The sequence below is a fragment of the Phytobacter sp. RSE-02 genome (genome assembly GCF_040578655.1).
In the GTDB taxonomy this organism is placed as follows: Bacteria; Pseudomonadota; Gammaproteobacteria; order Enterobacterales; family Enterobacteriaceae; genus Phytobacter; species Phytobacter diazotrophicus.
Map to the genome: position 1 here is coordinate 301854 of NZ_JBEULY010000004.1, position 25503 is coordinate 327356.

General features: G+C 47.4%; 16 protein-coding genes and 2 pseudogenes. 6 read left to right on the forward strand and 12 right to left on the reverse strand.

Translation table 11 applies throughout. From position 1 onward, the window contains the following. Positions 1–215: 215 nt before the first annotated feature. Together ABU190_RS11625 and ABU190_RS11630 are read right to left on the reverse strand one after the other, a co-directional pair. Positions 216–1082, reverse strand: coding sequence for an HNH endonuclease signature motif containing protein (locus ABU190_RS11625; protein WP_354691364.1), 867 nt, complete (start codon positions 1080–1082; stop codon positions 216–218). Between the two features lie 10 nt (positions 1083–1092). Continuing rightward, positions 1093–2697: an AAA family ATPase gene (locus ABU190_RS11630; protein ID WP_354691365.1), complete on the reverse strand. Its 1605-nt coding sequence runs from the start codon at positions 2695–2697 to the stop codon at positions 1093–1095. Positions 2698–2989: 292 nt separating this feature from the next. Here ABU190_RS11630 and ABU190_RS11635 point away from each other — a divergent pair. Further along, positions 2990–3127 (forward strand): annotated as a pseudogene (locus tag ABU190_RS11635) (IS30 family transposase); the annotation flags it as partial. 13 nt (positions 3128–3140) lie between these two features. Here ABU190_RS11635 and ABU190_RS11640 read toward each other — a convergent pair. After that, a complete protein-coding gene (locus ABU190_RS11640; RefSeq protein WP_354691366.1) occupies positions 3141–4517 on the reverse strand; it encodes a multidrug DMT transporter permease in 1377 nt (458 codons plus the stop codon). Positions 4518–4582: 65 nt separating this feature from the next. Further along, complete coding sequence (locus ABU190_RS11645) at positions 4583–9004, reverse strand: ATP-binding protein (RefSeq protein ID WP_354691367.1); 4422 nt, start codon at positions 9002–9004, stop codon at positions 4583–4585. 103 nt (positions 9005–9107) lie between these two features. On the opposite strand from ABU190_RS11645, the gene ABU190_RS11650 reads away from it, so the two are divergent. The 3 genes from ABU190_RS11650 to umuC all read left to right on the forward strand — a co-directional run bounded on the left by ABU190_RS11650 (position 9108) and on the right by umuC (position 11121). Then, the gene (locus ABU190_RS11650; RefSeq protein WP_354691368.1) at positions 9108–9293 is read left to right on the forward strand and encodes a hypothetical protein; all 186 of its coding nucleotides are present in this window, start codon (positions 9108–9110) and stop codon (positions 9291–9293) included. A gap of 143 nt (positions 9294–9436) precedes the next feature. Further along, positions 9437–9856: a translesion error-prone DNA polymerase V autoproteolytic subunit gene (gene umuD / locus ABU190_RS11655; protein ID WP_354691369.1), complete on the forward strand. Its 420-nt coding sequence runs from the start codon at positions 9437–9439 to the stop codon at positions 9854–9856. A gap of 2 nt (positions 9857–9858) precedes the next feature. Next, a complete protein-coding gene (gene umuC, locus ABU190_RS11660; protein WP_354691370.1) occupies positions 9859–11121 on the forward strand; it encodes a translesion error-prone DNA polymerase V subunit UmuC in 1263 nt (420 codons plus the stop codon). Between the two features lie 601 nt (positions 11122–11722). Here umuC and ABU190_RS11665 read toward each other — a convergent pair. The 7 genes and pseudogenes from ABU190_RS11665 to ABU190_RS11695 all read right to left on the reverse strand — a co-directional run. Continuing rightward, positions 11723–13678, reverse strand: a complete 1956-nt coding sequence (locus ABU190_RS11665) for a UvrD-helicase domain-containing protein (RefSeq protein WP_354691371.1) — start codon at positions 13676–13678, stop codon at positions 11723–11725. Continuing rightward, positions 13675–15981 (reverse strand): ATP-dependent endonuclease, encoded by a 2307-nt coding sequence (locus tag ABU190_RS11670; RefSeq protein ID WP_354691372.1) that lies wholly within the window; start codon positions 15979–15981, stop codon positions 13675–13677. The genes ABU190_RS11665 and ABU190_RS11670 overlap by 4 nt, the downstream gene beginning before the upstream one ends. Before the next feature lie 150 nt (positions 15982–16131). Next, positions 16132–16539, reverse strand: coding sequence for a TetR family transcriptional regulator (locus tag ABU190_RS11675; RefSeq protein WP_354691373.1), 408 nt, complete (start codon positions 16537–16539; stop codon positions 16132–16134). After that, positions 16526–18382: a site-specific integrase gene (locus ABU190_RS11680; protein WP_354691374.1), complete on the reverse strand. Its 1857-nt coding sequence runs from the start codon at positions 18380–18382 to the stop codon at positions 16526–16528. Before ABU190_RS11680 ends, ABU190_RS11675 begins: the two co-directional genes overlap by 14 nt. Positions 18383–18384: 2 nt before the next feature. Continuing rightward, positions 18385–19989: a hypothetical protein gene (locus ABU190_RS11685; protein ID WP_354691375.1), complete on the reverse strand. Its 1605-nt coding sequence runs from the start codon at positions 19987–19989 to the stop codon at positions 18385–18387. 10 nt (positions 19990–19999) lie between these two features. Continuing rightward, the gene (locus ABU190_RS11690; RefSeq protein WP_354691376.1) at positions 20000–21157 is read right to left on the reverse strand and encodes a tyrosine-type recombinase/integrase; all 1158 of its coding nucleotides are present in this window, start codon (positions 21155–21157) and stop codon (positions 20000–20002) included. A gap of 71 nt (positions 21158–21228) precedes the next feature. Beyond that, positions 21229–21330: pseudogene (locus tag ABU190_RS11695) on the reverse strand (hypothetical protein); the annotation flags it as partial. Between the two features lie 440 nt (positions 21331–21770). Here ABU190_RS11695 and ABU190_RS11700 point away from each other — a divergent pair. Continuing rightward, positions 21771–23435, forward strand: a complete 1665-nt coding sequence (locus ABU190_RS11700; protein WP_354691377.1) for a methyl-accepting chemotaxis protein — start codon at positions 21771–21773, stop codon at positions 23433–23435. A gap of 125 nt (positions 23436–23560) precedes the next feature. Here ABU190_RS11700 and ABU190_RS11705 read toward each other — a convergent pair whose 3' ends face one another. Continuing rightward, complete coding sequence (locus tag ABU190_RS11705) at positions 23561–24448, reverse strand: LysR family transcriptional regulator (protein ID WP_354691378.1); 888 nt, start codon at positions 24446–24448, stop codon at positions 23561–23563. A 112-nt stretch (positions 24449–24560) separates the two neighbouring features. Between ABU190_RS11705 and argC the strand changes: the two genes are divergently transcribed. After that, positions 24561–25484, forward strand: coding sequence for an N-acetyl-gamma-glutamyl-phosphate reductase (argC, locus tag ABU190_RS11710; protein WP_354691379.1), 924 nt, complete (start codon positions 24561–24563; stop codon positions 25482–25484). Positions 25485–25503 lie beyond the last annotated feature (19 nt).

The following is a 25503-nucleotide window of genomic DNA, read 5'->3' on the forward strand; positions in this document are numbered from 1 at the left end:
GCAGGGAACGCTATAGTGAGACCGTAGCCCGGGCAGGCCTATTTAGTTATATACGAACATCTCGATTTAGCTACAAGACCTGACTAACCACTACAAGTATGCACCCTTATGTTAAATACGTATTTATCGTACGGAAGAGAAAAATCACCTATAAATAAGTTTAAATATCTGAAAAACGGCCCTGATTAGGGCCTTTTTATGATCAATAATGGGTTTTATTCCTGCATAAACCCCCCTTGGAAAAACCATGGATCGGCAGACAACGCCTGGTACATTGCTGTTTTCCAAGAGTTAACCTCTAAACTTCTTGAAGCTGCTTCCTTTTTTATTAACGTTCTTTGCACTTCATTTACTCCTCCTGTTCTAAAATCTATCAAAAGCTCTTTCCTGAGGGATGCCAGTTCACTTCCTGCCTGCACTGAAAATCGGTTTGCAAGATCATATTCTCTGAAATGATAAGTTACCCTACCGAAATTTATATCGCTCCACAAAGGTGGCCGCTGTACATAAAAGGTAACAGCTGCCGGAGAAGAATGAACGACAGTGGCAAAAATCCACTGCTCATTAATGAAAATAGGATCACTGAAATAGGGATGTAAGCACTGTTCTCCCTGAGCTACGGCGACATTTGCAAGTTTGCCTTTGTTACAGTCGGTACAACATGGCACTAGATTTGAAGGGAATATTGATAGTAGCGGAAACTTTGATTTTGGAAGATAGTGATCCAAAGTTTTTACATGGCCAAATCCGCAGAAAGGGCAAATACCAAGGGGTGCCAATAGTTTTATATCATCGTAATAGATTCTGCTGGGCTTGTTTGCGGGAACCATCTGTGCAGTATATAGATTTTTGAGTTCTTTTTTTGTAACAGACTCGACCACGACATCATCATCATTGCCTGTGAAGCAAGCCGTCTGAAAGAGATTTGCATGAGTTGCAGCCAGGTCATACGCAACTCCCGCCCTGAGTAGATGAGCTAACGCAGTTTCAAGACGATTGCGTAACTCTTCCGAGTCAATACTGCCAATACAACTGCTAATCAAATCATTATATGTAATTGGAGGTAGATCTACCGATTTCATAATACCACCTTCAATTAAAAGTATTTTTTTTATTAGACAATATAGCTCGAAGGATCGCCTTTCCTTCAAACCCTATTTGATCGCCATATAAATTTATTATATCATCGTAATTAAGCCCACTTTTAGCTTCTGCCGCAAGAACATCATAAAAACCAGAGCTTGATACTTCAAGTCCAAAGACCTCCCGAGTCAGAACCCCCACGTTCTCTCCAAAAGTCTCAATCAATGGCTTATCCACCACACATGACATTCGTGTTCTTCTGATGACCGATACACAACTCTTAGGAGCCTCCTGTAATACCACAGGAGAATGAGTTGCCAGTATAGCAACGCCATTACGATTCAATAATAAATCTGATAATGCTCGTGTGAAAGCGGAAAGCAAAGGAGGATGTAAATGGCTTTCAGGTTCATCAATCAGGACAAGAGTTTTCTCTTCAACAAGCTCAACAAGCCTTGTCAGGGTTAACAGCACTATTGCATGTCCTGAACTCAAACTCTTGAATATAGGTGATACCTTTTCTTCAAAAACACTTTTATCCTCTGTTTCATCAGAATCAAAATCGGATTCAATATCACTTAAGCTGATGTCTGAAAAATTATTATCAGCATCTAACTGATTCAGTGCATTAATCCAACGCTCTCTTTTTCCACTTAGTGACATGCAATTTTTAAGGCTGCTAATCATTTCCTGATGAAGATCTTCAGTAGATTTTATAAGTATTTCATTCCTTCCATTATTTGTGATTATTCTTTTGAGACCCACATAGTTATATCGTGGCCCTTTCGATGGTTCGATTCTTGCGTCAGGTGGTATAAATGGGTCAAAGGCGCTAAATGATACTGAAACAACTGCTGTAAAATAATCTGAATCAATAGGCATATTAAGATTAAATCTTAATTTTTGAAAAAAACCATCAGTCGAGATATCATGTTCCTCTCTGACTATAGCCTTAACCATATCGTTTAATATCGTAGTTTTCCCAACGCCATTTCTGCCTATGAGAATATGAATATTAGTTGAAGGTTTAAGGTCCGGATCAACTTCAAAATGAAGTTCTACTTTAGAATGCTTTTCAGTTTTGTCTCTCTTGAAAAGGAACGAATATGGCGTAAGGGGAATGCCATTTTGTAAAATTCTGGAAAATTGATTTCGAATGACAGAAGCACTTAAGTCTCTGAGCATGGAAACTATATAAACAGACGATTTATTACTATCACTCAAAGACTGAGCATCAGATTCCACTAACGTAAAGAGTTCTTTATCATAAACAATGTCACGCATTGCTTTTAAGTATTTTGAAGATGTTTGCTCACTTAAATCATTCATGATTTTTTGATAATAGTCTGCATCCTGACCTAATGAAAAGAAATTTTCTTCGAATTTATCAAATTTACGTTCTAGCTTTTGTGAAGTCCATCCCTCTGACTGAGATAAATAGCCAATCTTTGCATTGCCGAAGTCATGTCGAGCAGAATGTTCATCATAAAACATAATATGGAAAATTGTTTTATACCCAAAATCATCCCAGTTACTTTCCTTAAGAAAGATTACATCTTTTCCACTTTGGGGAAACTGGTCGTTTTTGCTTAATACTACAAATCTGAGTGACATAGATACCTCTTATGAGATTGAGGCTGGACAACAGTGCCAGCCAGTATTGGATATATGCGATCACTGGCATTTTCTATCCTCAGTTCAAGAGCAATTACCACGTGACAAGCAGCATCATGACCAAATCGAGATAATATCCCACATTCAAATTACCACGCTTAACACACAGTTCAAGTTTTAAAAATAGCTATTCAAGTTTTTATTTTGGAGAATGAAAATTCACAGATAAACAAACCGACATCACTAACTGACGGTTGTATCTAATTCTGGGGGCAGGTCATATCCTCATGCCATGAAACGAAGAACTCGCTACACGCCAGAACACAAGGCGATTATCTGGGACAGATATAAACAAGGTGATTTCCTGCATGATATGCCCAGGATGTTCGACAAATTTCACTCTTCTATTATGCTGACTATCCACCAGACTATAATTTACTCATTCACATGAACACTACCCCGAAGCTTAGCGTTTCCTCAAAACGTTCATAGGAGCCCTTTCTGTGGAGTGTTCGTACACGCCAGAAGTAGAACGACCGAATATCTTGGTTTGGCACATCGGGTATCTCTCGATAGGCTTTACCTTTAGAAACAAGAACCGTGCCGCAGCTTCCATCGAACTGCATTGGGCGAACTGGGCCCCAGCCCGCATTCCAGTAATAAAGGTCGGCGACAACCTCATTATCTAATTTCAACTCCAATTGCCCGTTACGAGGAACGATCTCGATCAGTTCATGGCCAGGCATAGTGGGCAATAACAGTCGTCCTGGGTACAGATCATGTTGGAGGTAACCCAAACGGTCCATACCGATCGGCATAGCTAGAGGCCAAGCTCTACTCCTACTGTCCACTACAGAGTAAAGGGCTGGTGACATCAAGACGGTCATCGTACTTAGCGGCTCTGAAGCATAGCTCTGAAGCATTTGTCCGTTACTCCAAAAGTCTTTCAAATGCTCGGCTAAACTCTCATCCTTGATGCAACCGCCTACCACCTGACTCCAGCGGACGATCGATACCTCTACACAGCGCTCAGTTGACATTACGATGGGCGACGTGAAGGCTATCAGCTCGTCTCCGGGATCTTCGATTGAGGCTTGTTCAATTAGACTGCGTACAGCTGCACCTATTGCCTCGTGGTCACCATCGAAATCATTTACGCAGGGAAACCAAGACGGACGTCGAGGTCTGAGCAACGCAAACGTTGGGTGTACAGGCAATGCCAGCAGAGTCATTTCTTCCGCCAATTCTGAAGGCATGCTCCAGAGCTCTTCTGCAACCGACAATGTGCGGAGATAGGCGGAGATCATCCTTATGGCAGCCCTGGAATAGATGTGGCCAATGAACCCGTCACCAAGTGGCCTAACAAAATGCCAATGGTCACCCTGAAAAGGAGCATCTGGATAGACATTGCTGTTTACTGACCACTCGAATGCTATCTGACGAACGAATGGGAAGCCGCTATCACGCTCAAGGTTAACCATAGTGGTGTGAAAAATCCGTGGAAGATCCGTTCCTTGAACACCGTTAAAATCCTGTGGAATAGCGAAGTTTTCAGTCACCTCTTCCAGACCAGTTATAGAGGGCTCAGCCTGTAGGCCAAGGCTTTCCAGCAATAGATCAGAGAGGATGGAGGGTTTAGGAATGCTTTGCGCCAATTTCTGGCTCGCCTTGTAACGATGCATCTGCGCCGCTATCCAGAAGACACAGAGTGTCTCCACCACTTCTGCCTCAAGCTTACGCGAGTTCAGAAACCTAAGTAACGCAGCCTCCGTTGTAGCTTTCGATGCCGATTCACCCAGCCGGGCGGCAAGTTCCTGCATGGTCCACCATCTTGTAGCAGTTGATGGCCAGCCGAGTCTGGTGATTAGAATACTTAGGTCGTCCATCATTTTCCTATTGTCATCGAAGCATCAAGTTCTGTCGCCCAACGCGGGCGTTCCAGCGGCAAAGTTCGGGTGTCTTCACGCACGCAGTTGACCATCATTTCGGCAAATTTCACGGCATCTGCTACACGCCTCTGCTGCACATAGAAATAGACCATCAGCTCCGTCGGTGCTACACGCGGTGGCTCTGGCTCACTGAACAAGCCGTAGGTAGTAGCAGCAACGAACTCATCGCAACGGCTCGGGAAGTACTTCACTACCATGTCAAACCTCTTACATGTATCTTCCTCTCTCTCCACAAAACTCATCCACCCGCCATTTCGAATCTGCGCCTGGACAAGATATTTCCACGCAGCTTTCGAGCCGCTCAACCTGCGTTTGGTCTCAAAGGCAAGGTCAGAAAGATCAAAGATGCCCTTTTGCCGCCCCTCGTCTGACTGCAGCAAACCATCCAGAACCGCGAGTAAGCGTTTACCCTGCCCGGAGCGATCCCAGTGCTCATACCAAGCCCGAAGCAGTCTCTTCTTTTCGTTGTAGCTTGTTGACAGACTTACTAGCAACTGATCAAGTTGCTCTGGGGCAAAAGTGGTAACATCGCCAGTGTACGGATTGTTGTCGTTATCGTTGCTAGACGACTCAGTGCCCTGCAGCACACCAATGTCCCACCCGACATGCTCCCTAAGAACACGTAGCTGTCCCGCGGCACCATCCTCACCATCGCGTTCAAGCTGTATTAACGCGTCCTTAACTTCGGGATGAACTCCCGTACGCATGAGCGCATCCAGCGGCCAGCCATCCTTGACGCCCTGTTGCACATATACCCGCAAACTGTTCTCTGCTTGCGACCATTCACCTGCGTGCGTATGTTCCCCGTATTTTACGACCAAAGCCATCGGGCTGAGTTTTGCCAGCAGATGGTCCGCAACTTCAAGTAGGTGCCTCGTGCCTTTCCCGTCTGTGTAGTCCAGCACGTGATGGATTTGTGGTGAAAGTAGGCTGAGTAGCCGTCGAGCATCATCTGGTGATGCATCTACTAGGTAGCCAATAGCATCGAGCGTGTTACTCAACGTGGGATCTTTACGGTGCCCATAGCCGGTCGTTAGTTCCCAGACCTGTTTGCAGAGCTCTTGTGCGCTGACGTTTAATCCATGGGCCAAAGTGATGCCACATAACTGAAGAGGCGTCTGTAGATGCACGCTGGTCTCCTCGCGGATATCTGCATCCAGCATGACGCGTTGAGAATGGACGAAAGCTGCGGCCGCCTCATCACTCATCCTTGTCAGCAATCCTGCTGCGTACTGAGTGCGGAAAGATGCACTGTCAAACCACTCGGATGTGGCTGCCGCTGCTAGGGTTGACTCAGTAAGAGCCACATCGTCACGATTGAAGAGCAAGCAGCTTCCAAGCCGAATATCGCAAGCAACACGATGCAATCCTGCCCGGAAGTCCTCTGCTGCTGAACTCATATGGTGATCTTGCCTGAACTGTCGGAACTTGACCGGTTTGAGGAGATTGAATAGCTCATGAAAATCCACAAATTTCCCTTGCCACCAACGCTCTGCAACCTGAGCTGCAATCTCTGAGAGAGCATTAAGGAAATGACTGATGTTCTCCCTTTCCTCGTAACTGGGTGCTCGTACGAACTCGAAGGCGATTTGATCCTCAGCTTTCATGCACAGGCTCAGGTGCACACCGCTGAAGAACCAATGGTGTACCAGCGTGTTTAGATTGTCTTTATGCTCGTAGTAGTTTCCCTTGAGCCACTCGACTGGAATAGCCTCATCTAATGGCTTCGAAGTCCGCTTACAGGCCGCTTCCATCGCCGCAACAAAGGGGGTTCGCATCAGCTTGCTGAAGTCATCGTGGTCGACGATACTTACTCCGGCCGTTGCAGCCGCACGAATGCAGAAGTCACTTAGAACACTCATGTCCGAATCAGGCAGAAGCGAAACAGCCGCTTCCATCAAGTCATCCAGACAACCATCCTGAACCAGCATTCGGGCTCTGGACATCCATACTATTTGGCTGCTTTCTCGAACTAACTGGATAAAAGCTTCTTGGGTCGCCCCAATGGCACCAAGGCTTGTGAACGCATCGACCAGAAACTGGAATTCGTCAGCCCCCGCGTTGGTTGAATACCGATTGGAGAAGCGGCTAAGGCTTCTAAAACGACGCAGAGCCTCTTCACCACAGGTCTCTGCCTGCACAGTTTGGCCACGTGCCCACAAGGCTAAACCGAGCGCTGCTAAGTCCAAAATATCCGTTTCGTGCCGAGATGCCATGGCTTCTTGGACGACCCCTGCATTGGCTGTCAGCGTCAGGGTAAATGACACAAGCCGGGCTATGTCGTCACTCTGCATCTGAAATTCACTGCCGCCCACCATCCGGGATTGCAGGTGTGCGAGTCGATATGCGTCCGCAAATGCGTTTGTCTCCAGCGCAGCGACCAGTGCCTCGGATAGCAGCGTGTCAAAGAGCGATTCGGGATAGCCTTCCTCTAAACGAAGCATGACCCAGTCACGAGTTAATCCAGTAATGAGATTTTCAGGATTACCCAGCCTTGCCTGGACCGTCCAGAGCCAGTTAACGCGAAGAGAAGGTGGCGCCTCAGTTTCCAACCAGACAGCCACAGCTGGCATCAGGTTCTTGATGCGCTCGTCGTAGTCAGATGCCGAGCGCACAAAAACCGCCAGACTCTCATGGAAGACTTTCAGACCTGCAGCCGATGAGTGCAGTAGATGTTCCACTCTGGCGACATCTGGCTGCGGAGTGCCCCTTTTCGCGGTGATCTCCAGAAAAGCTGTTTTAGGCCAAAAAAAGGGAAACGCACATACTAATCGCAACGTATCTTTGAGGCTTGGCGGCAACTCTCCCCACAGCGATGCATAGTAGAATTTTGCCTCTCTGGTCATATCACCCTGTAGCCGCTCGATATTCCAGCTATCCAGCTCGCGACCGGCGTGCTCAAGTTCAGCCGTGGCATAAATGACGTGTAGCGGATGGCCGTTGGTCTTCTTGCGAAGTGCGGTCGCAGCTTCCTGTAGCTGGCGTTCTATCTGCTCCTCATTGATGAACCGAATCAATAGTCTGCCTTCGTCAACCGACTTGTGAAGATAGGACAGGATGGCGTTCTCGGACATCGCCGGCAATGTTCGCCAACTAGCTTTAGGTGCTACTGACAAGAGATCCTTGGGAAGTTGAGCGTCGTCGACCGGCTGTGTGCCTACCAACAGAACCATGTTATCCGGGCAGGGAATAATTTGGGTGAACACATCATCCAGCGGTCGTTTGTCTGCGTAGTTAATTCGCCAGACATGGTCCAGACCGTCCAGAATCAGTACGAATGGCTTGTCCTGATTCTTGTAGTAGGTTGCGCACGCTTCCAGGAGGCCTCGCAGGTTGCTGCCAGGCGCATGAACCTCTGGATGTAAACGTTTGACCTGAGCCTCGATCGATTGCTCAACCACGTAGCTGCTCACGCGGTCTCGTCCCCGTTCGGTGGTCGAAAGGAAGTAGTGGTGCCGCACTGTGGGAACCCCAGACTCAGCAAGCACTTCGCACAGCGCGCTCAAGTATGTGCTCTTCCCACGACCAGGCGGTCCTGTGAGCACGATTGCCTGCCCGGCACCGGCAAGCGTGTCGCGTGTAAACTCGCTGTGGAACGTCTCGTCGGGTACCTCATATCCGAGGGGTACAACAAAATCTTCCGGTAGGGGGGCTGGCGGAATTGCCCGCAGAATAGCGCGGACTTGCTCCAGAGAAATCCACCCTTCTGGCAATGGGAAGTTTTTCTGAATCGACCAGTTCAAGGCGACGTTTTTTAAGTTCGCAACTCCCTCTGGTGTGCCGTGCAAGCGCAGTCGCGCATCGATCTCGTGTTCAAGTGATTCGAAACTCTTATCGCTGTGAACAATTTGCAACTGCTTGAAAAAGACTTCGCATTTCTTTTCGTCGCCGAGTTCGGCGATAACCTCTAATCGCCGTGGCTCTGGAACTTTGGATAAGTCGATTTTTCCATCAGTCAGGCAAGACTCAATGTCGGCATCTGGTCGGCGATTGGTCTTCAACGATAGCTCTCCGACGCGAGCAGAATCCAATTTAACAAAAGCATCAAACCACTTACGCAGCATCGACCTCGATCGTGCAGTCTTTCCGGTCCTCTCCAATATCCACGCCCAATTCAGAGAGTGCTCGGCAGGATTCGGAGTATATTTTACCTGCTGGAGGTCAACGAGATCGTTAGGGCGTTCGGCGACGATATCATCCAGCCCGGTCGGAGCAACAGCCTCGTCGTCGCACTCAAACTTCACTCGGGTATAGCGTGTCGGCGCATCTAGCCAGTCACACAGCAGTTTCAGCCCCTGCCTGTTCTGATAGACATAGCCTGCAGCAGTGATCGCAGTGTTTTTGATTTCTTCAGACATTAAAGGGCCACCTGTAATCTGGATACGCTATCACCGCTCTAGTAGCTGGCCTGCTCTCTGTTTCTGAATGGACAAGACATCGATTCAGGTGCACGCTTTTCAGATGTTTGAGCTGGCAGCTAAAAATTGCATGACGGTTATGCAGAATACTTCATTTTATGATGTAGTTATCGCACATGCACGCCCAATTCCTGTGGATAAACTCGGTGAGAGCCGGTTCTTCATCGAAGAGCAGGGAATTGACGTGGCTTTTCGTCAGAGAGCTATGGTTTCACTGAATTGGAGTTAAATTAAACAACAAAATATATTGGGTACGGCACACCTAAATTATCAACCACTTCAAATGCTTCCAAGAATCGTTAGACAAGCCTCTTGATCCATTTGCACATTCAGTAATACTGTATATAAATACAGTTACTCAGGATCGACATCATGCAGTTCATTCGACCAACCGAAGCTTCTCAACTAGTCATGCTTCCTCTTTTCTCCGAGAAAGTGCCCTGCGGCTTTCCTAGCCCAGCGCAGGACTATGTTGAGGATAGACTCGATCTCAACAAATTATTGATAAGACATCCGAGTGCCACTTACTTCATAAAAGTTAGTGGGGAGTCTATGCATGGTGCCGGCATCAGTGATGGGGATCTTTTAGTGGTTGATCGTTCGCTTTCGGCTGAACATGGTGATATTGTTATTGCTGCTGTTTCAGGTGAATTCACCGTGAAAGAACTTCGCACTCATCCTTATCTACAACTAGTACCTCATAACAATAATTATTCTTCGATTTCATTTCAAAATGCAGACGAATTAGAAATATTCGGAGTAGTGACTTTTAATATTAAGGCGCATAAGTAATTATGTTTGCTCTCGTTGATGTAAATAGTTTTTATACTTCGTGTGAAACTGTTTTTCGGCCAGACTTACAGGGGAAGCCTATTGTCGTTGTTTCAAATAACGATGGCTGTATTATTTCTCGTTCAGCTGAAGCAAAATCTCTCGGTATAAAAATGGGTGAGCCATTTTTTAAAATTAAAAAAAGTACATATAATTCTAAGGTTTATGTATTCAGTTCTAATTATTCTCTTTATGCCGATCTAAGTGAGAGAGTTATGCAAACGCTAACTGACATGTCTCCTTCGGTTGAAATTTATTCAATAGACGAAGCCTTCGTTAACATATCTGGCTTTGTAAATTACATGCCCCTTAATTCCTTTGGCCATGAAATAAGAAATAGAGTATTAAAAAATACAGGCTTGACTGTGGGGGTAGGTATTGCACAAACAAAGACATTAGCAAAGCTAGCTAACCATGCAGCCAAGAAATGGCGAGGCACTGGTGGTGTTGTCGATTTATCGAATATTGACCGACAGCGCAGATTACTGGCACTTATCCCTGTTGAGGATGTTTGGGGCATTGGTAGGCGAATTAGTAAAAAACTTAATTTAATGGGTGTTAATACAGCACTTGACCTGGCTGAAAGTTCATTGTGGGTAATAAGAAAGCATTTCAATGTTATGCTTGAAAGAACCGTTCGAGAACTTCGTGGTGAACAATGTCTTGAACTGGAAGAGTTTTCCCCAACAAAACAACAGATCATCTGCAGTAGATCTTTTGGCAATCGCATAACGCAGTACTCAGATATGCACCAGGCCATTTGTGCCTATGCTGAACGGGCGTCAGAAAAATTACGTAGTGAGCACCAATTCTGCCGTTTCGTTAGTGTTTTTCTTCGTACCAGCCCACACGCAGATAATGAAATATACTATGGGAATCAAGCATCCATGAAGCTATTGACCCCTTCTAATGATACACGTGACATTATCAATTCTGCTACGAATTCCCTGAAGAGGATATGGATTGATGGCCATCGGTATATGAAGGCTGGTGTTATGCTGGCTGATTTTTTCAGTAATGGCGTGGCTCAGCTAAATTTATTTGATGATAATGCCCCACGAAAAAATAGTGCAGCATTAATGGAGGCTATCGATAAGTTTAATCACTCTGGCAAAGGAAAAATCTGGTTTGCAGGTCAGGGCATCGAAAAGTCCTGGGCAATGAAACGTGAGATGCTTTCTCCCGCTTATACGACCCGATATTCAGACTTACCAGTGGCGAAATGAAATTGTTTTCACCAGTCCCCCATTCATTAATAAACCGCGATTTGCGTCCTGATAATGTCTTGTATTATAAGCGTAAAGATGAATTATATCGAAATGAATTTTCCGACTGGAAGAGTAGACTAATATCCCGTGTGGTAGTGATGGCTGGCAGCGCTTCAGCTGGGTTATCAATCTGGTACTGAGTATGAACCAGCATGGAAAGTGCTAGGGTAATGCCGGGGTCGAATAATTCTTCTGCTCATTCAAAAAGAACTGATTAGCTAGTGGAATTCAGATCATCTACGTTGGTTCATTTGTCAGTATGAGGCCTGATGACAGGGAATGTGTTCAAAGAATTTGTGTACATTCAATAGTAGAGTTAAGATAGGCGAAGCATCCCGCCTTCGGGTTGCTACTTACCAAAAATACCAAAGCGGGGCGCTACCCCCGCTTTTTTTGTTTCTGACCATTCCTCTGCTACTGACATGAGTCCTGCAAAAACATGGATCACTGAATTAGTATTTTGGCCTGTACAATGCCAGTAGCGAAAGTTAGCTCGGTATATTTAATCCCCCCGGTTTTTGATTGCATGTCTAAAAGTCTACATCCAGATGAAATTCACTTATGCTTGATCAAAGACGGCTCCAGTGTGGATAGCTTCACCTTCAAAAAGATCAAGTTGACGTATGTGAGCCTCCGCATGCTCAGGATTGACGGTAAAAAGAACAACCGCAAGGTCTTTTAAGGCTCTTGTGCAACTCACATAGAAAAGTCGACGTGTTCGATCCATAGTTGTTTCTTCATCGGCATCCATATGTTTCTGGTCGTTATCTGATGGTTCCTCAAGACCGAGGTATTTTTCGTAGGAAAATTGGAAATGGTTACTTTCGGCGTCATCCAGAACAACAAGCACCCTATCGAACTCAGCACCTTTTATACCCTGCTGAGTCCAAAAGGGAGAACGTTCCGAAATGTAGGTATGGTATGGCAAAAGCTGGCTTGCGGGGCATCCCAAGAAAGCATCCATTGAGGTCATTTCCTTATCAGTTTCACCATCTTCTTGAACATCGTCGTCATTGTTCTCGCCAGCTTCTGGTCCAGGCTGAACAGGAAGAACTGCATTTGGATCCAGATAAGATACCAATCTAGAGTCAAGGACTAGTAAATCGGAGGAGTTTACTTGTTTGAGTAGATCGCCAATTGTTGCACCGGAATTCCCCACTATGCCTGCAGTGATGGAAGTAACAAGCTCGCTGAGTACCTTAAGGCGATCCGCCACATTCACCTCGGCAAGAGACTCTTTATCAAGAAGAAGTGAATGTTCTCGGATTAATCGCATCACTTCAAGTTGTTGGCCATTCGTATGAGCGATAGCGATCGGTATCAAAAATTTTACACACGGCGAAAGAGGCCATGTAGAGCCATCTAAAAAACCATCTTTGAATGCTGATGGAGCCTTAGAATTGAGTGCCGCGTATAGGTCCCCAAATCCTAAACGCTTTGCGGCCATCTGGTGGACAATGACGAGAAGCTTTACTCGCGCTTGGTCATCATCGCCTGGTCGCCAATAATCGTCTCCGGTGCGTGTCGCCATCCATTCACGTACACGAGCGAGATTGGCGTCCCGTGTCTCATCTGCAGGCAAAATAAAAAGATGTGCTGAACCTTCTGGGGTGGGAATGATACCTTCTGGACCTAGACGTTGGCCTGGGGTTTGAACGAGGTCATCACCATCACGGCGAATAGCATTCGCGAGGTTTAAGACCTTAGTTGAGCACCGGAAATTTTCAGGTTTCGGAATGTCAATCCAAGTAGGTTCTGCTTCAACTTGCCCGGTTCCTGTAACGTATATCCGTTGCATCGGATCGCCAAAGAAACCAAGGCAGAATGTGACCCCGGGTTCACGCTCGACGGCCTTCAAAGCCTGCACGACCCCAGGGGTAGTGTCTTGGCTCTCGTCCACAAAGACGAACGGAAACTGGCGTGCGAGAAGGGTTCGGAAGAGAGGGCGCTCGGAAATAAGGTAGGTGACGAGTTTCAGAATGTCGTCATGACCAAGAATACCCTTTGCGTAGTTGCTACCTGTTCCGTATCGGAACCCTTTTACTGTAGCTATCCGCTCTGACTGTCGGCGGAGGCGCTCCAAATCTCGGGCGTCTTTATCCTTCGTACGCTGTTGAACTCTGGGGCCATAGGTTGAGCGTTTTTCTTCAAGTACATCAATTTTTTCCACTATACGCCCGGATACCCAGATACGAATATCGTTTTGGAATGGTTTAGCTAGCAGCCACATAAAGCTGTGGATCGTTGAGACGTGAACCAGAGGATCACTACCAACGTCCCTCCAAATCTCTCCGGCAGCAATCTCAGTATAGGTAATACAAGCAACACGCTGGCGGGTTTTCTTGAGATTATCCCCATGTATTTGGATGACCGATGACAAGCCTTTAATAAGCGAGGTAGTTTTTCCTGAACCAGCACCGGCCTTCATAATGAAGCTACGTGGTGGAACATTTCTCAGGCAGTTCCGTAGGTCCATGTCCGCCTGGGTGTCGGGCTTATTTGCTCGGCTACTCATTGCCCACCTCTCATCACAACATCTTCTTCGGCGATAAGTTCGGGCGGCACGGTTTCGAGTTCGATCCGTATTTCGTCTTTCAGCCAGATAAGTCCATCACGGATATAAGCCGGTACATGCCACGCTTGCTCGTCTTCGGTGAGAACTGCAAGTGCAAACTTTGTTTTATCAAAACTCTTTCGCGAAACCTTTTTATGAAGGCCTTCAGCAAGAGTAGCAGGGCTAACGGCTCCTCCTTTCACAATCAAACCTAAAGGCTTTCTCGCAATAGCTTGGGACCAGTCCGGATTTTCGAGGCCGAAATCTTCTTCAAGCGTACGCCCGCACAGGATTTCGGTGGCTTCGTTCCAGGTAATAGCCCGCTCAGTCTGATAGGCAACGCGAACCTTCGCATCGTTTTCGAATACGTGAGTTTTCTCCGCTTCAGTTGCGTTGCGCAAGTCTTCGATGGTGAGCTTCCTCGGAAGCCATTTGATAAGAGTTTGGTTCGACGTTGCGGCGCCCGGGGTACTTGGTAAACAGGCCTTGCCATATTTCTTCTTCGGTGCAGGAACCATCGGTTCATCGATTGGATCTTGTCCATTGTCCTGGGTCTGGCCTGCAGCATCGTCTTCCGTGTCGGCTGGAACTTCAAATTCTTCGAGTTCTTCCTCCTCCTCAGCATCGTCAACCACCTGAGCTTTAAGAGCAACACTATCAATATCAGTAATGATCAGCGTAGTCAGACCGAGAAACTCGATGAGTGACTGGAAACGGTGCCCAAAGGCACCGCCAACCTCTAAGACGCAAAGGCAAGCTGAACGGAGAGTTTTCGCGCTCTTTCTAATCATGACAGGGAGGAGCAATCTTTCAACGTTACCTTCAACGAGAATAGCGGCATCTGAAAAAAATAGATCACAATGTGTCAGCTTCAGATATCGTTCTAAAAAATCGCGATCACCTGGTTGAGATTGGTAGAACGCCGATAGATTCAGCACTTCTGTTACCTGTGTGGTGCCAGTCTTTTTGCGTCGGAAATAGCGAATCGGCTTGAATCCTCGTTCATAAAGGATGTGCGGCGAATGAGTCGTGATGACCATCTGACTGCCAAAAATGCTTCCGTCGTCGCCCTCTATATTCAGAAGCTCAAGAATATTGCGGATGAATACCTGTTGGAGTTGAGCGTGTAAATGAGCCTCTGGTTCTTCCACAAAAAGCAGATGCAATGGCGGGCGATTTTCCATCGTCGCCCACCTCGCTTGGGAGTCTAGAATCTCTACAACCATGTAGATCAAATTTTTGAATCCAAGTCCGTTATAACTGTCAGGAAGGGTGGCGGTGTCTTCACCATCGCCGATCTGATAATGAACCCGTGCGTCCTGGCTCATGACGTGGGCGGGGTCCAGTGCTGACATTATCTTAAGCCGCGGGTTATTGACGCCTGGATAGCCAAGCTTGGCAAGCCGATCCAGCATCGGTTTAAATACGCCATCCAGGTGAAGGTTGAGCGCTTGCTCAGAGTCGAATAACGCCTTAAGGGCTATGTGATCGTCTTGTCTCTGATTAAGGTTTCGCTTGTAGAAACGGCTTAAGCGTTTCGACAAGTCTTCTGATCTTCCTCCGGCTTCTGGATTAGGATCAGCAAGGTGTCGTTGAGCCCCTAAATTGTCGATGTGAATAAGAGATTTTAGAATCGTTCCGCCACCAGGTTCCCCACCTAATTCATCTGGAACGTAATTGCCAATCTCACGGAAGGTCTCATCAAATTGTGAGCGATCCAAAATGAAGTAGCGCAACTCATATTCGCTTTTGAGCTCTCGCTGGAGATAGTCTGTCATGGAGCGAGGCCATGGAGTATATTGCGAACCTGGCGGCAGTTCTGCTGCTTGTGCAGTTCCTCTTGCTTTAGCTTCCTGGAAGTTTTGAATGAGGGTAGTAGTGCTTTTCGCAGTCAGAGAAACTCGTATACCGACCTTGGTACCTTCCCACGCTGTACTCGGAAGTAAAGGAATCACTAGATATAGGTCTGGTGCTGCAACCTCGAACCAAAGATCGAGATCTATGCTTGGAAGGGAGAAACCTTCGGGTATTGGATCAGCCAAATTGATATTTCCAGCCTCATCGAAACTTTTCCAACATGAGGAACTGAAATCGTAGAGACTGAAACGTTCCCTCCCTCCCGTAACGAATGTATGAATCGCTTGAGTCGCTGAGGTTTTTCCGCTGTTATTCGATCCTACGAATATTGATATATCGTCAGCCAGCTCAATATGAGCATCCTGTAGACGTCGGTAGTTCTTGAGGCGATACGAGTGAAGATGCACGAAAAACCCTCCGTTGTTTTTTAAAATTCACAGCAAACCATATCACTGATATATAAGTAGTATCTTCTAAAACTCCGCTATTTAAAGCCCGGCAACCTCACATTCCCGAGGAAGAATATCGCCAGACTGCAATATATCTGATGACTACAACTAATTACGGGATTTGGACGAAATGGAAACAACATCCCCATTACCTTTTGCCTTCAACTCGGCCATTTCGAACAACAGGCGTTGATTTACAGAAGCAATCTGGGTCAGCTCCTTTAAAAGTTGGTCATTCTCTGCACGGAGCACCCGGTTCTTCTCCTTTTCAATCATCAGCGCCTGATGTTTCGAATCACGCTGGGCGCGAACTGACCTACCCATGAGGATGCGGATTCTCTCCGCCACCGCTGGGTAGGTGTTATGAATGAGTCCTGGTGTAACGCCCGCTGCTCGGGCAACCAAAGTGATGGAAATCTTTTTGTTACCTTCTACAAGGCCATTAATGACTTTCTCAAGAACATCTAGTGTCTTTGACCGCGAACGGGCCGGAGTCTGCCGCTTAATGGATTTCATTGCCATTCCCAGCCTCGTCGGTATTGTCATTGATGGGAGACAGACCTAAGCTCGTGATGACATCCAATGCGACCTGCAAATCGCGTTCTGCTCGCTGTTTTACAGCAGGACCTGCATCCTCGATTTTGAGCAGCTCCTGCTGTTGTGAGTATATGTCCTGCCACGTTCCAGCGAAAAACTCATCAATCACCGCGTTTTTGCATGTTGGACAGCGTGTAGCCTCGTATAGCCCAGCCCCGCCACAGCCCCGCTCTGTTGCAATACACCAGCCATGTCCAGTAGCACGAATGTTCGCATGTGGGGCAGTTTGGGCAAGCAATGCGGCCCTGTCTTTGACTGGAATAGCTCGCATCTTGACTATTTTTTCACCTGCACCACCTGCTAAGGGCCGCTCATCAAGCCATGATTCGATCAAATCAATTTTGTATTCTGTCATCTGCTGTAAGATTTCATCAAAAAGTGCCAAGTCTTGCTGAGGGTTAGACGCGTACAGTTGGGTCATGTTCATGCTACTGTGTTTAAACTGCCACTTGAGAAAAATAAGCGAAGTTCTTCCCATACGGGACTCCACAAAGCACCTTGCATATGTTCTTCTGCATTGATGTGTCTTTAACGGCCAATCACTTCCAGCAGCTTTAGCTAAACGGCCAAATGCAACATTAGAACCTTGGCCGCTAAGCGCTTCAACGTGATAGCCTTCCTTAATTTTTCCTCCTTGGCTGTTTCGTCCCAGAAATAGTTTCTTCGAATCCTTTCGAGCTTTTTCGAGCCTAAGAATGTGTTCGGTTGAATTCGAGCAATTCTGATTTTTTGCAAGCAACCTAATCTCTTGCTCCAACTCCTTTCTGATAGGCGCGGAATATCTTGCTAAAAGATTTAGTGCTTCAAATGTCAGTTTCGGCACAAGATACTCGACTAGCCCTTTGCCTGTTTTATGCTCTATTGTAGCTACCCAGTAAAAGGTGATGCCATTCTTTAACTCCTTACGCCAAGCACCGACCTCAATTCCAATAGCTTCGTCATTGCGCATACCGCTAGTGATTGAAACTATATATAGTACAGCGTCTCTACAACGAATTGACATCTGTTCATCGCTAGGATGATATCCAATGCCACTGACAGCCAACTCAGCCTTCATATCTTGGACAATTTTTTCACAATAATTGAAGATTTTGGATTGTTCATCCGGAGGAATAATATCCGTTCGCCCAACGTTTTTATTTTCTGCATCTAACCCTTTTATATTGGCAATCCCACAAATACGCCACAATGTTGAACTCCCCCAGGGATAATTTTTGAGGGGGAACATCATATCGTTAGAGAATACCCAGAGAAAATCAATAATCCGTAATCGGCCATACAGCGGAAGAGGCCTTAATTTCAACTCACTTTTGCAATAATGAACGTAATTGCTGATATGGATTGGAATGATCTCTGCAAAATTTGAAACGCCCAAATTATTAAGCCAGCGAATAAAAGGCATCACGCTGGCAACAGCAAAAACGGTGATACCCCGTGCGATAGGTGGTTTAGACCCAGGCATTCCTCTCTTAAACCAAGCATAAGCAACAGCTTTACTGTCATCAATGAGCGCCCGAGGCATGCTCATATCCCAGTTGATAAATTTATAAGAATGAGAAACGTTTGCCTGATCAAAAAACGGGCGTAGATCCCACTGCGAATCGCCAAACCGACTAAGAACCAGCGTTTCACTATCTTCATTAACAATAGCACTGATGACGATTGCATCCCGCTCTGCAGAACTTAGTCCATTAGCTGTAGCTGGCTGGGAGATGAGGACATCATATGCCTGCAACATGGCACTAGCGCTTCTTGTGCTCATATTTAACCACCTAGTTTTTTCTTCATGAACTCGATCTTTTTACTCCAGAACAAGTGTGGAGAGGATTCAGCTTTAGTCTTTGCTTGCAAGACCAACGCAAGATCGAACTTTCGGGAGGTAAAATCATCTATCAACTGAATAAAATTAAACTGCCGCCTGCGCCATGCGTCCCACTCATCAGTAAGAAAGTATTTTATTTCGGCATATAAGAATTGTTGGTAGCTGAACAGCCGGTATAAATCCTCCAAAGTTCCTACAATTGCATAGCTAGGACAAGCAAGACAGTGAATGAACTCAGAACAATGATTGATGCCATCCATAGGCGCCAGACTGCCATAAAGACTGTCTTTGCAACCGCCTGATGGGGTCGGTGTAATGGTGGTGCCACGAAGTTTATCAGGGAAAGTCTCACCAATGAAAACCGCGCTCTCAGTCTTGATTTCATCGTTTATTTTCAAATAGTGATTATCTGCAACTTGTGGGGTATGTCCCATGATCGAAGACACTTCGATGATGTCCCCACCACTCAGTTTCCATAGGCGGCTTTCCATTGTTTTCCGCAGACGACTAAGAGTGACATTCAGTCTATTTCCTTGATCATCTTGGAGTGAATGACGCTCACAAATACTTTTGCTACACACGTATAAAGCACCGGGATTAAGAGCAACAATTTTGTTCTCACCCCCACGCTGTCCTGAGCGATATAACCATATATATGAACGAATCTCATCTGATGCCAGCTCCACAAGCGGTTTACTGATTGCAAGCGCCTTATTCAAGACTGCAACCCCATCAAGTGGAATGGAGCTATATTCATCCAGTAGATTTGTTTGACGTATTGTTTTGTTCTGCGCACCTTTGCCACGACGCTTGAGAGTGTTAATTAGTTTGAGATTTGGCAGAAAAGGATGTGGTGTTAAAGCGTCTCTCTCCATCTCTAATAATGGCGTTGTATTAAGACCGGACCTTGCAGCCGTGATTAGCAACAGCACTGTCATTTTCTCAGCTTCATTACCAAGAAACGTGCCTTTATAGATATCAATAAAATCGCATTTTAATGCACTAAGCAACCTCTGCATCTCACTCATGGTAAATGGATCAGCATCTTTTGTATTTTTCGCATTATTGGGGAACGGATTAGGCGGTAGGAGATCGTCAAGAACGTTTTCTATAAACCCATAATCCGCCAGAATAATAATTAGTGATTTGAAGCTTGTATAAAAATTCTTGGCCGTCGAGCCGTTTGGGTATTTAATTTTTAGCCAGGATATATAACGCTCCATGTCGCGTTTTGTCAGAGCACTTGGCGCAGTAGGTGGCGATTCAATTAGATTTGCACTTAAAAACTTCATAAAGTTTCTCAATCCTGTTACCGAATAGCCAATTAAAGTGGCGACAGAAAAATCCCCTCCTTGTAATAATGCCCTGATAACATGAATGCTTTGAATTGCCCAAGCGTCGAAACCCAGACCTAGGTATTGAGAATGATCAATCTGCCTATGGTTTCTCGGGTTTCTTGGCAAGTCAATTTTGATATTTTCAACGGCAGGTTCTAAATTTTTAGTGCCTGGTTGCAGATCTGCCTTATAGTTCTTTTGCTGAGCCAATATATTTACCTCAGTCATGATTAATGGAGGTGGCCATAAACATCATGTCAATTTCATCTTCATACGCAAGTACGGATTGAGCTTCCAGTTGATTGATAAGATGCAAATAGATCATCGTTGTTTGAACATCTGAATGACCCAGCCGATCTCTTACATACATTAGTGGCTCACCTTCAAATTCTTTAGTTTTTCGAAGGGCAAGCAAAGTATAAGTTCCATAGGTGTGACGCAGCATATGGGCACGCACATAGAAACCGCACTTACGTTCGTAGAACTTCATAATGTCTACGACAGCATCTTTTGAGTATTGCTTTCCTTCATTTGTCAGTAATAATGCGGTAACACTTCCATCACCCCTAGAATTACGCATCTCCCGTTGATGAAGGGAATAAGACCACATGTCTTCCATTAGCGACCAAGGCACATCAATGATTCTAGGTCGGTCATACTTAATTTGCATATCTGAAGGCTCAAGAGCAACGCTTATCATCTGCCCACGGCGCAGCCCATTCTTCAATCTGGGATTAAACACATATTTGAGAGGAAAAGACCTGGCTTCACAGGAGCGAAGTCCAGTTCGCACCATGAGGTGGAACAGTATCTGATGGCTTGGATCGGCATCTAAGGCAAGGCATACTTTGACTTGATCTTTGGTCAAAAATTTCATTAGACGCTTTCGCTCGCGGAGCATTATTGAAATTTTACTTCTTTCTTTCCCAGGCCGAGTTACATGGCTTAAAAGACCTGAGTGGGGAACAACATGAGTTTTTTTCTCACCAAAAGGCAGCACCTTTATTAGGTTGTTCAGCTTCGCCCACCGATAAAATCTCACAATCAACGCCAGACGGTTGTTAACAGTACGCGGATTAAGCGCTAGTTCGCCGATTGACCAATCTCTGTATCTCGAAAGAACGCTAAGGCCGTGAGCTGGGGTTTCATCGTTCCAGGCTAGCGTATTGGCTTCCAGGAAAGCGAAGTAGTCATACAAACGCCGACCGTATGCTTCCCAGGTCAGAGTGCTTAGTGATTCACCTGACTCGATGAGGATGTGCCAAAGAAAGGATTGTGCTGGCTGAACTGGCCACCCATCTGCTCCAATCAGCAATGGAAAGCCTTCGAAGGAGCGGTTAGCCAGAGTCAAATCTTGAGTTGCAAATACAAGCCTCATGTCACGCCCACGCCATCAAGAATAAGATGATGTGAACAGCATAGGATTAACTAACGTTTCTCACCACTCAGATCGTTATTTGAGAGCACCACCACCGGTTTACCGCTCAGGTCGGGCCGCCAGACGGTTTCACAACTGGTGTAAAACGAGTTCACGTCAACAAGGGCGAACATGATGATCTGGCCTCTTTCATAAATACTGTTTTTATATACAGTACTTCTGACATTTGAAATGATCAAGTGGCTTATGTGCCAGGGTAGAAAGACCAGAAAATAAAACGACCCTCGGCGCTGTGTCTATCAGCCCCACGCGCTATGTGATCCGCTTACCGGCGTAACGGGGCGGGTACGGTATACGAAGCCCATGCGCCCGCGCTCAACGGGCAGTTACAACATCTTCATGACGATGCGTTACAGCAGATCGCCTCTCTTGAGGGAGCATGACAAGAGACGACGCTGTCAGTGTGAAATTGTAGGTAAGGGCAGGGGGAACCAGACTCATGAGCCTCCTTGTCAACCCCGAAAATTAACAGGTCCGGCGTGCGCCACCATAAAGTTAATGCCTGTCGTGTCGATATATATTGAGCAACTTTGCCTCTTCCCTGGACCATAATATGCTCAAAAATATACGCGTCATCACCGGCATCATCATTGCCTTGTCGGTATTTTGTCTGCTTCAGCTAGTTACCGGCGGGCTTTTCTATTCTGCTGTCAATAATGACAGAGTGAACTTTCAGAACACGGGCATCCTTAGCGCACAGCAGGAAAATCTTGGCGATAGCGTCAATACGCTCATTAAAACACGCGTCACCGTTACCCGTGTTGCGATCCGCTTTTTAAAAAATCAACGCGATCCGGCATCGCTTGCCAGTATCGATAAGCTACTCACTACCGCCACTGAATCCCTCAATAAAGCCGAGGGGTACTTTAACAACTATAAAAATACACCGCGTGTCGCAGGGCAGGATGCCGGGTTAGCGAATGAAGTTTCGCAAAACATCACCAAAATGCACGACGTGTTGCAACAGTCCATCACCTTCCTGAAGGCAAACAACTACGAAGCCTATGGTAACCTGGATGCCCAACAGGCGCAGGATGATATGGACGCCAGCTATGCGAAATGGCGCACAGAAAACAATACCTTCCTGCAGGCCGCCGCACAGGAAAACCAGAGCAGCTTTACCAGTATGCAATGGACCCTGGGCGTAATTCTGCTGGTGGTGATCGCGGTCATGACGGTGATCTGGCTGGGGCTGCAACATCTGCTGCTCAAACCACTGCACAGCGTGATGGGACATATTCGCGCTATCGCCGACGGTGACCTGACGCAGACCATCTCCGCCGAAGGTCGCAATGAGATGAGCCAACTGGCCAGTGGCCTGCACGAGATGCAATCCTCGCTGGTCAAAACCGTGAGCGCGGTGCGTAACAGCTCCGATTCGATTTATACCGGTGCGAGTGAAATCTCTACCGGCAACAACGATCTCTCTTCCCGCACCGAACAACAGGCCTCGTCACTCGAAGAGACCGCCGCCAGTATGGAGCAGTTGACCGCGACGGTGAAACAGAACACCGATAACGCCCGTCAGGCTTCTAACCTGGCGAAAAATGCTTCCGACACCGCAGCACGCGGTGGCCGTGTGGTAAGTGATGTGGTACGCACCATGAGCGAGATCTCCAGCAGTTCGCAGCAGATAGCCCAGATAACCAGCGTGATCGACGCCATTGCTTTCCAGACCAATATCCTCGCCCTGAACGCCGCCGTTGAAGCCGCGCGAGCGGGTGAGCAGGGGCGTGGGTTTGCCGTGGTTGCCGGGGAAGTTCGCACACTGGCCAGCCGCAGTGCGCAGGCGGCAAAAGAGATCAAAGCGCTGATTGAAAACTCCGTTAACCGCGTCAATTCCGGTACCTCGCTGGTGGCCGAAGCGGGTAATACCATGCAAGAGATCGTTAATGCCGTAACGCGCGTAACCGATATTATGGGTGAAATCGCGTCTGCCTCGGACGAGCAGAGTAAAGGTATTGAGCAGGTGAGCCTCGCGGTATCGCAAATGGACAGCGTTACCCAGCAGAACGCCTCGCTGGTGCAGGAATCCGCTGCGGCCTCTGCCGCACTGGAAGAGCAGGCTGAACAACTGCGTCAGGCCGTCGCGGTCTTCCGCGTCAATGGTCACAGCACACTGTTGCAAAGCAAATCCGGTAAACCAACCATCGCCCCGCGCACGGCCGTTGCCTCCGCCGCACCTGCTGTTGGCGACGGTAACTGGGAAACGTTCTAAATTTATCCCGGCGGGTGACCTGCCGTTATGCCCTATCCCTTAAAGGAGATGCATGGCAGTAAACCGCACTGTTCTGGTCCCCTCTCTCCAAAGGAGAGAGGGGACAAACCGCGCCATCCCCACACTCACTCCTGTTTTAATTCCCGCAAAACCGACAACAGGTGCGTGGTCGACATCTCATTTTCCCCTTCTCGCCAGGCTAATCCTAACTCCCGCCACAATGCGGGCTTTAAAGGACGAACCGCGACGCGTTTATCAGCGGAGACGGGCGTGCCCGATTCAAGCGGCAACAGCGTGGCGCCATAACCTGCGCCCACCAGACTTTTTATCGCATCGTTGTAATCAAGTTTGATTCGCGGTACAGGCCGGTGTCCCGTTTTTGCAAGCCACTGATTTGTCAGTTGTGATAAGTGGGTGCCGGAACCATTCAGAATCAGCGGCTTTTCAATCAACCATTGAGGCGACACCACATCCGGCAGATCCCAGTTTGCAGGCAGAAAAGCGACAACAGGATCCCGCCGCCAGGCATCGATTTCCAGGCCATTACCCCGCAGTTGTGGGAGCGCAACAATACCAATATCGAGTGAACCGGATTTCAGTTGCTCAAGCGTTTGTTGAGACGTGAGTACGGTAATCTGTACATCGATATTCGGATGAAGCCGCGCCATTTTTTCAATAGCCTGTGGCAACAGATTGGCGATAGCCCCTGTAGACGCCCCCAGTCTGACCTGTCCGGTCAGGCCCTGCGCCTGGCGTGAGATATCGTCAAGGACATACGCGGCATCAGCGAGTAAGCGGCGTGCATGGGTAACCAGCTTTTCGCCAATCGCTGTCGGTCTGACGTTGCCTCGTGTACGGGAAAGCAATGTCGCCCCCACCCGGCTTTCAAGTTCGGAAATATGCAGGCTGACCGTTGGCGGCGACAAGTGCAGTCGTCCGGCAGCCTCATTGAAAGAGCGGGTATCGGCAATCGTTATCAGTGTGCGTAACTGATCAAGGTTAATCTCACGCATCAACATACCTCAGAAAAACTGAATTTGACGTAAAGATAATTCAACTTTACCCACACTAAAACCTGGCACAACATCAACGGCATAAAATTTTATCCGTGACCGGGAAAACACAATGACTAACGTATTTATCGACGGCGAACAGGGCACTACAGGCTTACAGATTCATGACCGCCTGCGCGGTCGCTCAGACATTACCTTGATGACGCTGCCTGTTTCGCATCGCAAGGACACACGCCTGCGGGCCGGGATGCTCAACAACTGCGATATCGCAATTCTGTGTTTGCCCGATGAGGCCGCTCGCGAAGCGGTAGCTTTGGTGGAAAACCCGCACGTGCGGATTATCGATGCCAGTTCAGCCCACAGGGTTACGCCCGGCTGGACATATGGTTTTCCTGAGATGAGTGCCGACCAGCCCGAACGTATCCGGGCGTCAACGCGCATTACGAACCCTGGCTGCTACCCAACGGGCGCGATTGGTCTTCTGCTCCCGCTGGTCAATGCCGGACTGTTGCCTGCCGATTACCCCCTTTCTATCCATGCTGTTTCCGGCTATTCGGGCGGGGGAAGGGCGGCGATAGAACAGTTCGAAGGCGAGCAGGCCGATTCGGCGCCCGCGTTTCAGGTCTATGGTTTGGGTCTCAGGCACAAACATGTTCCGGAGATTGCGCGCTACGCAGGCCTCTCTGTGCCGCCCGTCTTTATGCCTGCTTACGGCGCGTACCGTCAGGGGATTGTGCTGAGTGTGCCGCTCCAGCAACGCTTGCTGCCCAAAAATGCCAGTGCCGTGGCAATCCATGCCTGCCTTGCAGAGCATTACAGCCATAGCCAACATGTTAAGGTACTGCCTCATATAACAGCGGGTGATGTAGAGCGCATCAACCCGGAGCGCCTGAACGGTACTAATGACATGGAGCTTGGCGTTTTCTCAAACCCCGAAAATGGACAAGTACTGCTGACAGCCGTCTTCGATAACCTGGGCAAAGGGGCATCGGGTGCTGCCGTGCAAAACCTCAATTTGCTCCTCGATAACCATTAACACGCGGCCAGGGTGCCGG

Bases quoted from the DNA above. Each gene is read 5' to 3' on its own strand.
- ABU190_RS11690 (WP_354691376.1), bottom strand. From the start codon at position 21,157: ATGAGGCTTGTATTTGCAACTCAAGATTTGACTCTGGCTAACCGCTCC.
- ABU190_RS11650 (WP_354691368.1), top strand. From the start codon at position 9,108: ATGTTTGAGCTGGCAGCTAAAAATTGCATGACGGTTATGCAGAATACT.
- ABU190_RS11680 (WP_354691374.1), bottom strand. From the start codon at position 18,382: ATGAGCACAAGAAGCGCTAGTGCCATGTTGCAGGCATATGATGTCCTC.
- ABU190_RS11705 (WP_354691378.1), bottom strand. From the start codon at position 24,448: ATGCGTGAGATTAACCTTGATCAGTTACGCACACTGATAACGATTGCC.
- ABU190_RS11675 (WP_354691373.1), bottom strand. From the start codon at position 16,539: ATGAAATCCATTAAGCGGCAGACTCCGGCCCGTTCGCGGTCAAAGACA.
- ABU190_RS11640 (WP_354691366.1), bottom strand. From the start codon at position 4,517: ATGCAGGAACTTGCCGCCCGGCTGGGTGAATCGGCATCGAAAGCTACA.
- ABU190_RS11700 (WP_354691377.1), top strand. From the start codon at position 21,771: ATGCTCAAAAATATACGCGTCATCACCGGCATCATCATTGCCTTGTCG.
- argC (WP_354691379.1), top strand. From the start codon at position 24,561: ATGACTAACGTATTTATCGACGGCGAACAGGGCACTACAGGCTTACAG.
- umuD (WP_354691369.1), top strand. From the start codon at position 9,437: ATGCAGTTCATTCGACCAACCGAAGCTTCTCAACTAGTCATGCTTCCT.
- umuC (WP_354691370.1), top strand. From the start codon at position 9,859: ATGTTTGCTCTCGTTGATGTAAATAGTTTTTATACTTCGTGTGAAACT.
- ABU190_RS11630 (WP_354691365.1), bottom strand. From the start codon at position 2,697: ATGTCACTCAGATTTGTAGTATTAAGCAAAAACGACCAGTTTCCCCAA.
- ABU190_RS11665 (WP_354691371.1), bottom strand. From the start codon at position 13,678: ATGAGTAGCCGAGCAAATAAGCCCGACACCCAGGCGGACATGGACCTA.
- ABU190_RS11625 (WP_354691364.1), bottom strand. From the start codon at position 1,082: ATGAAATCGGTAGATCTACCTCCAATTACATATAATGATTTGATTAGC.
- ABU190_RS11645 (WP_354691367.1), bottom strand. From the start codon at position 9,004: ATGTCTGAAGAAATCAAAAACACTGCGATCACTGCTGCAGGCTATGTC.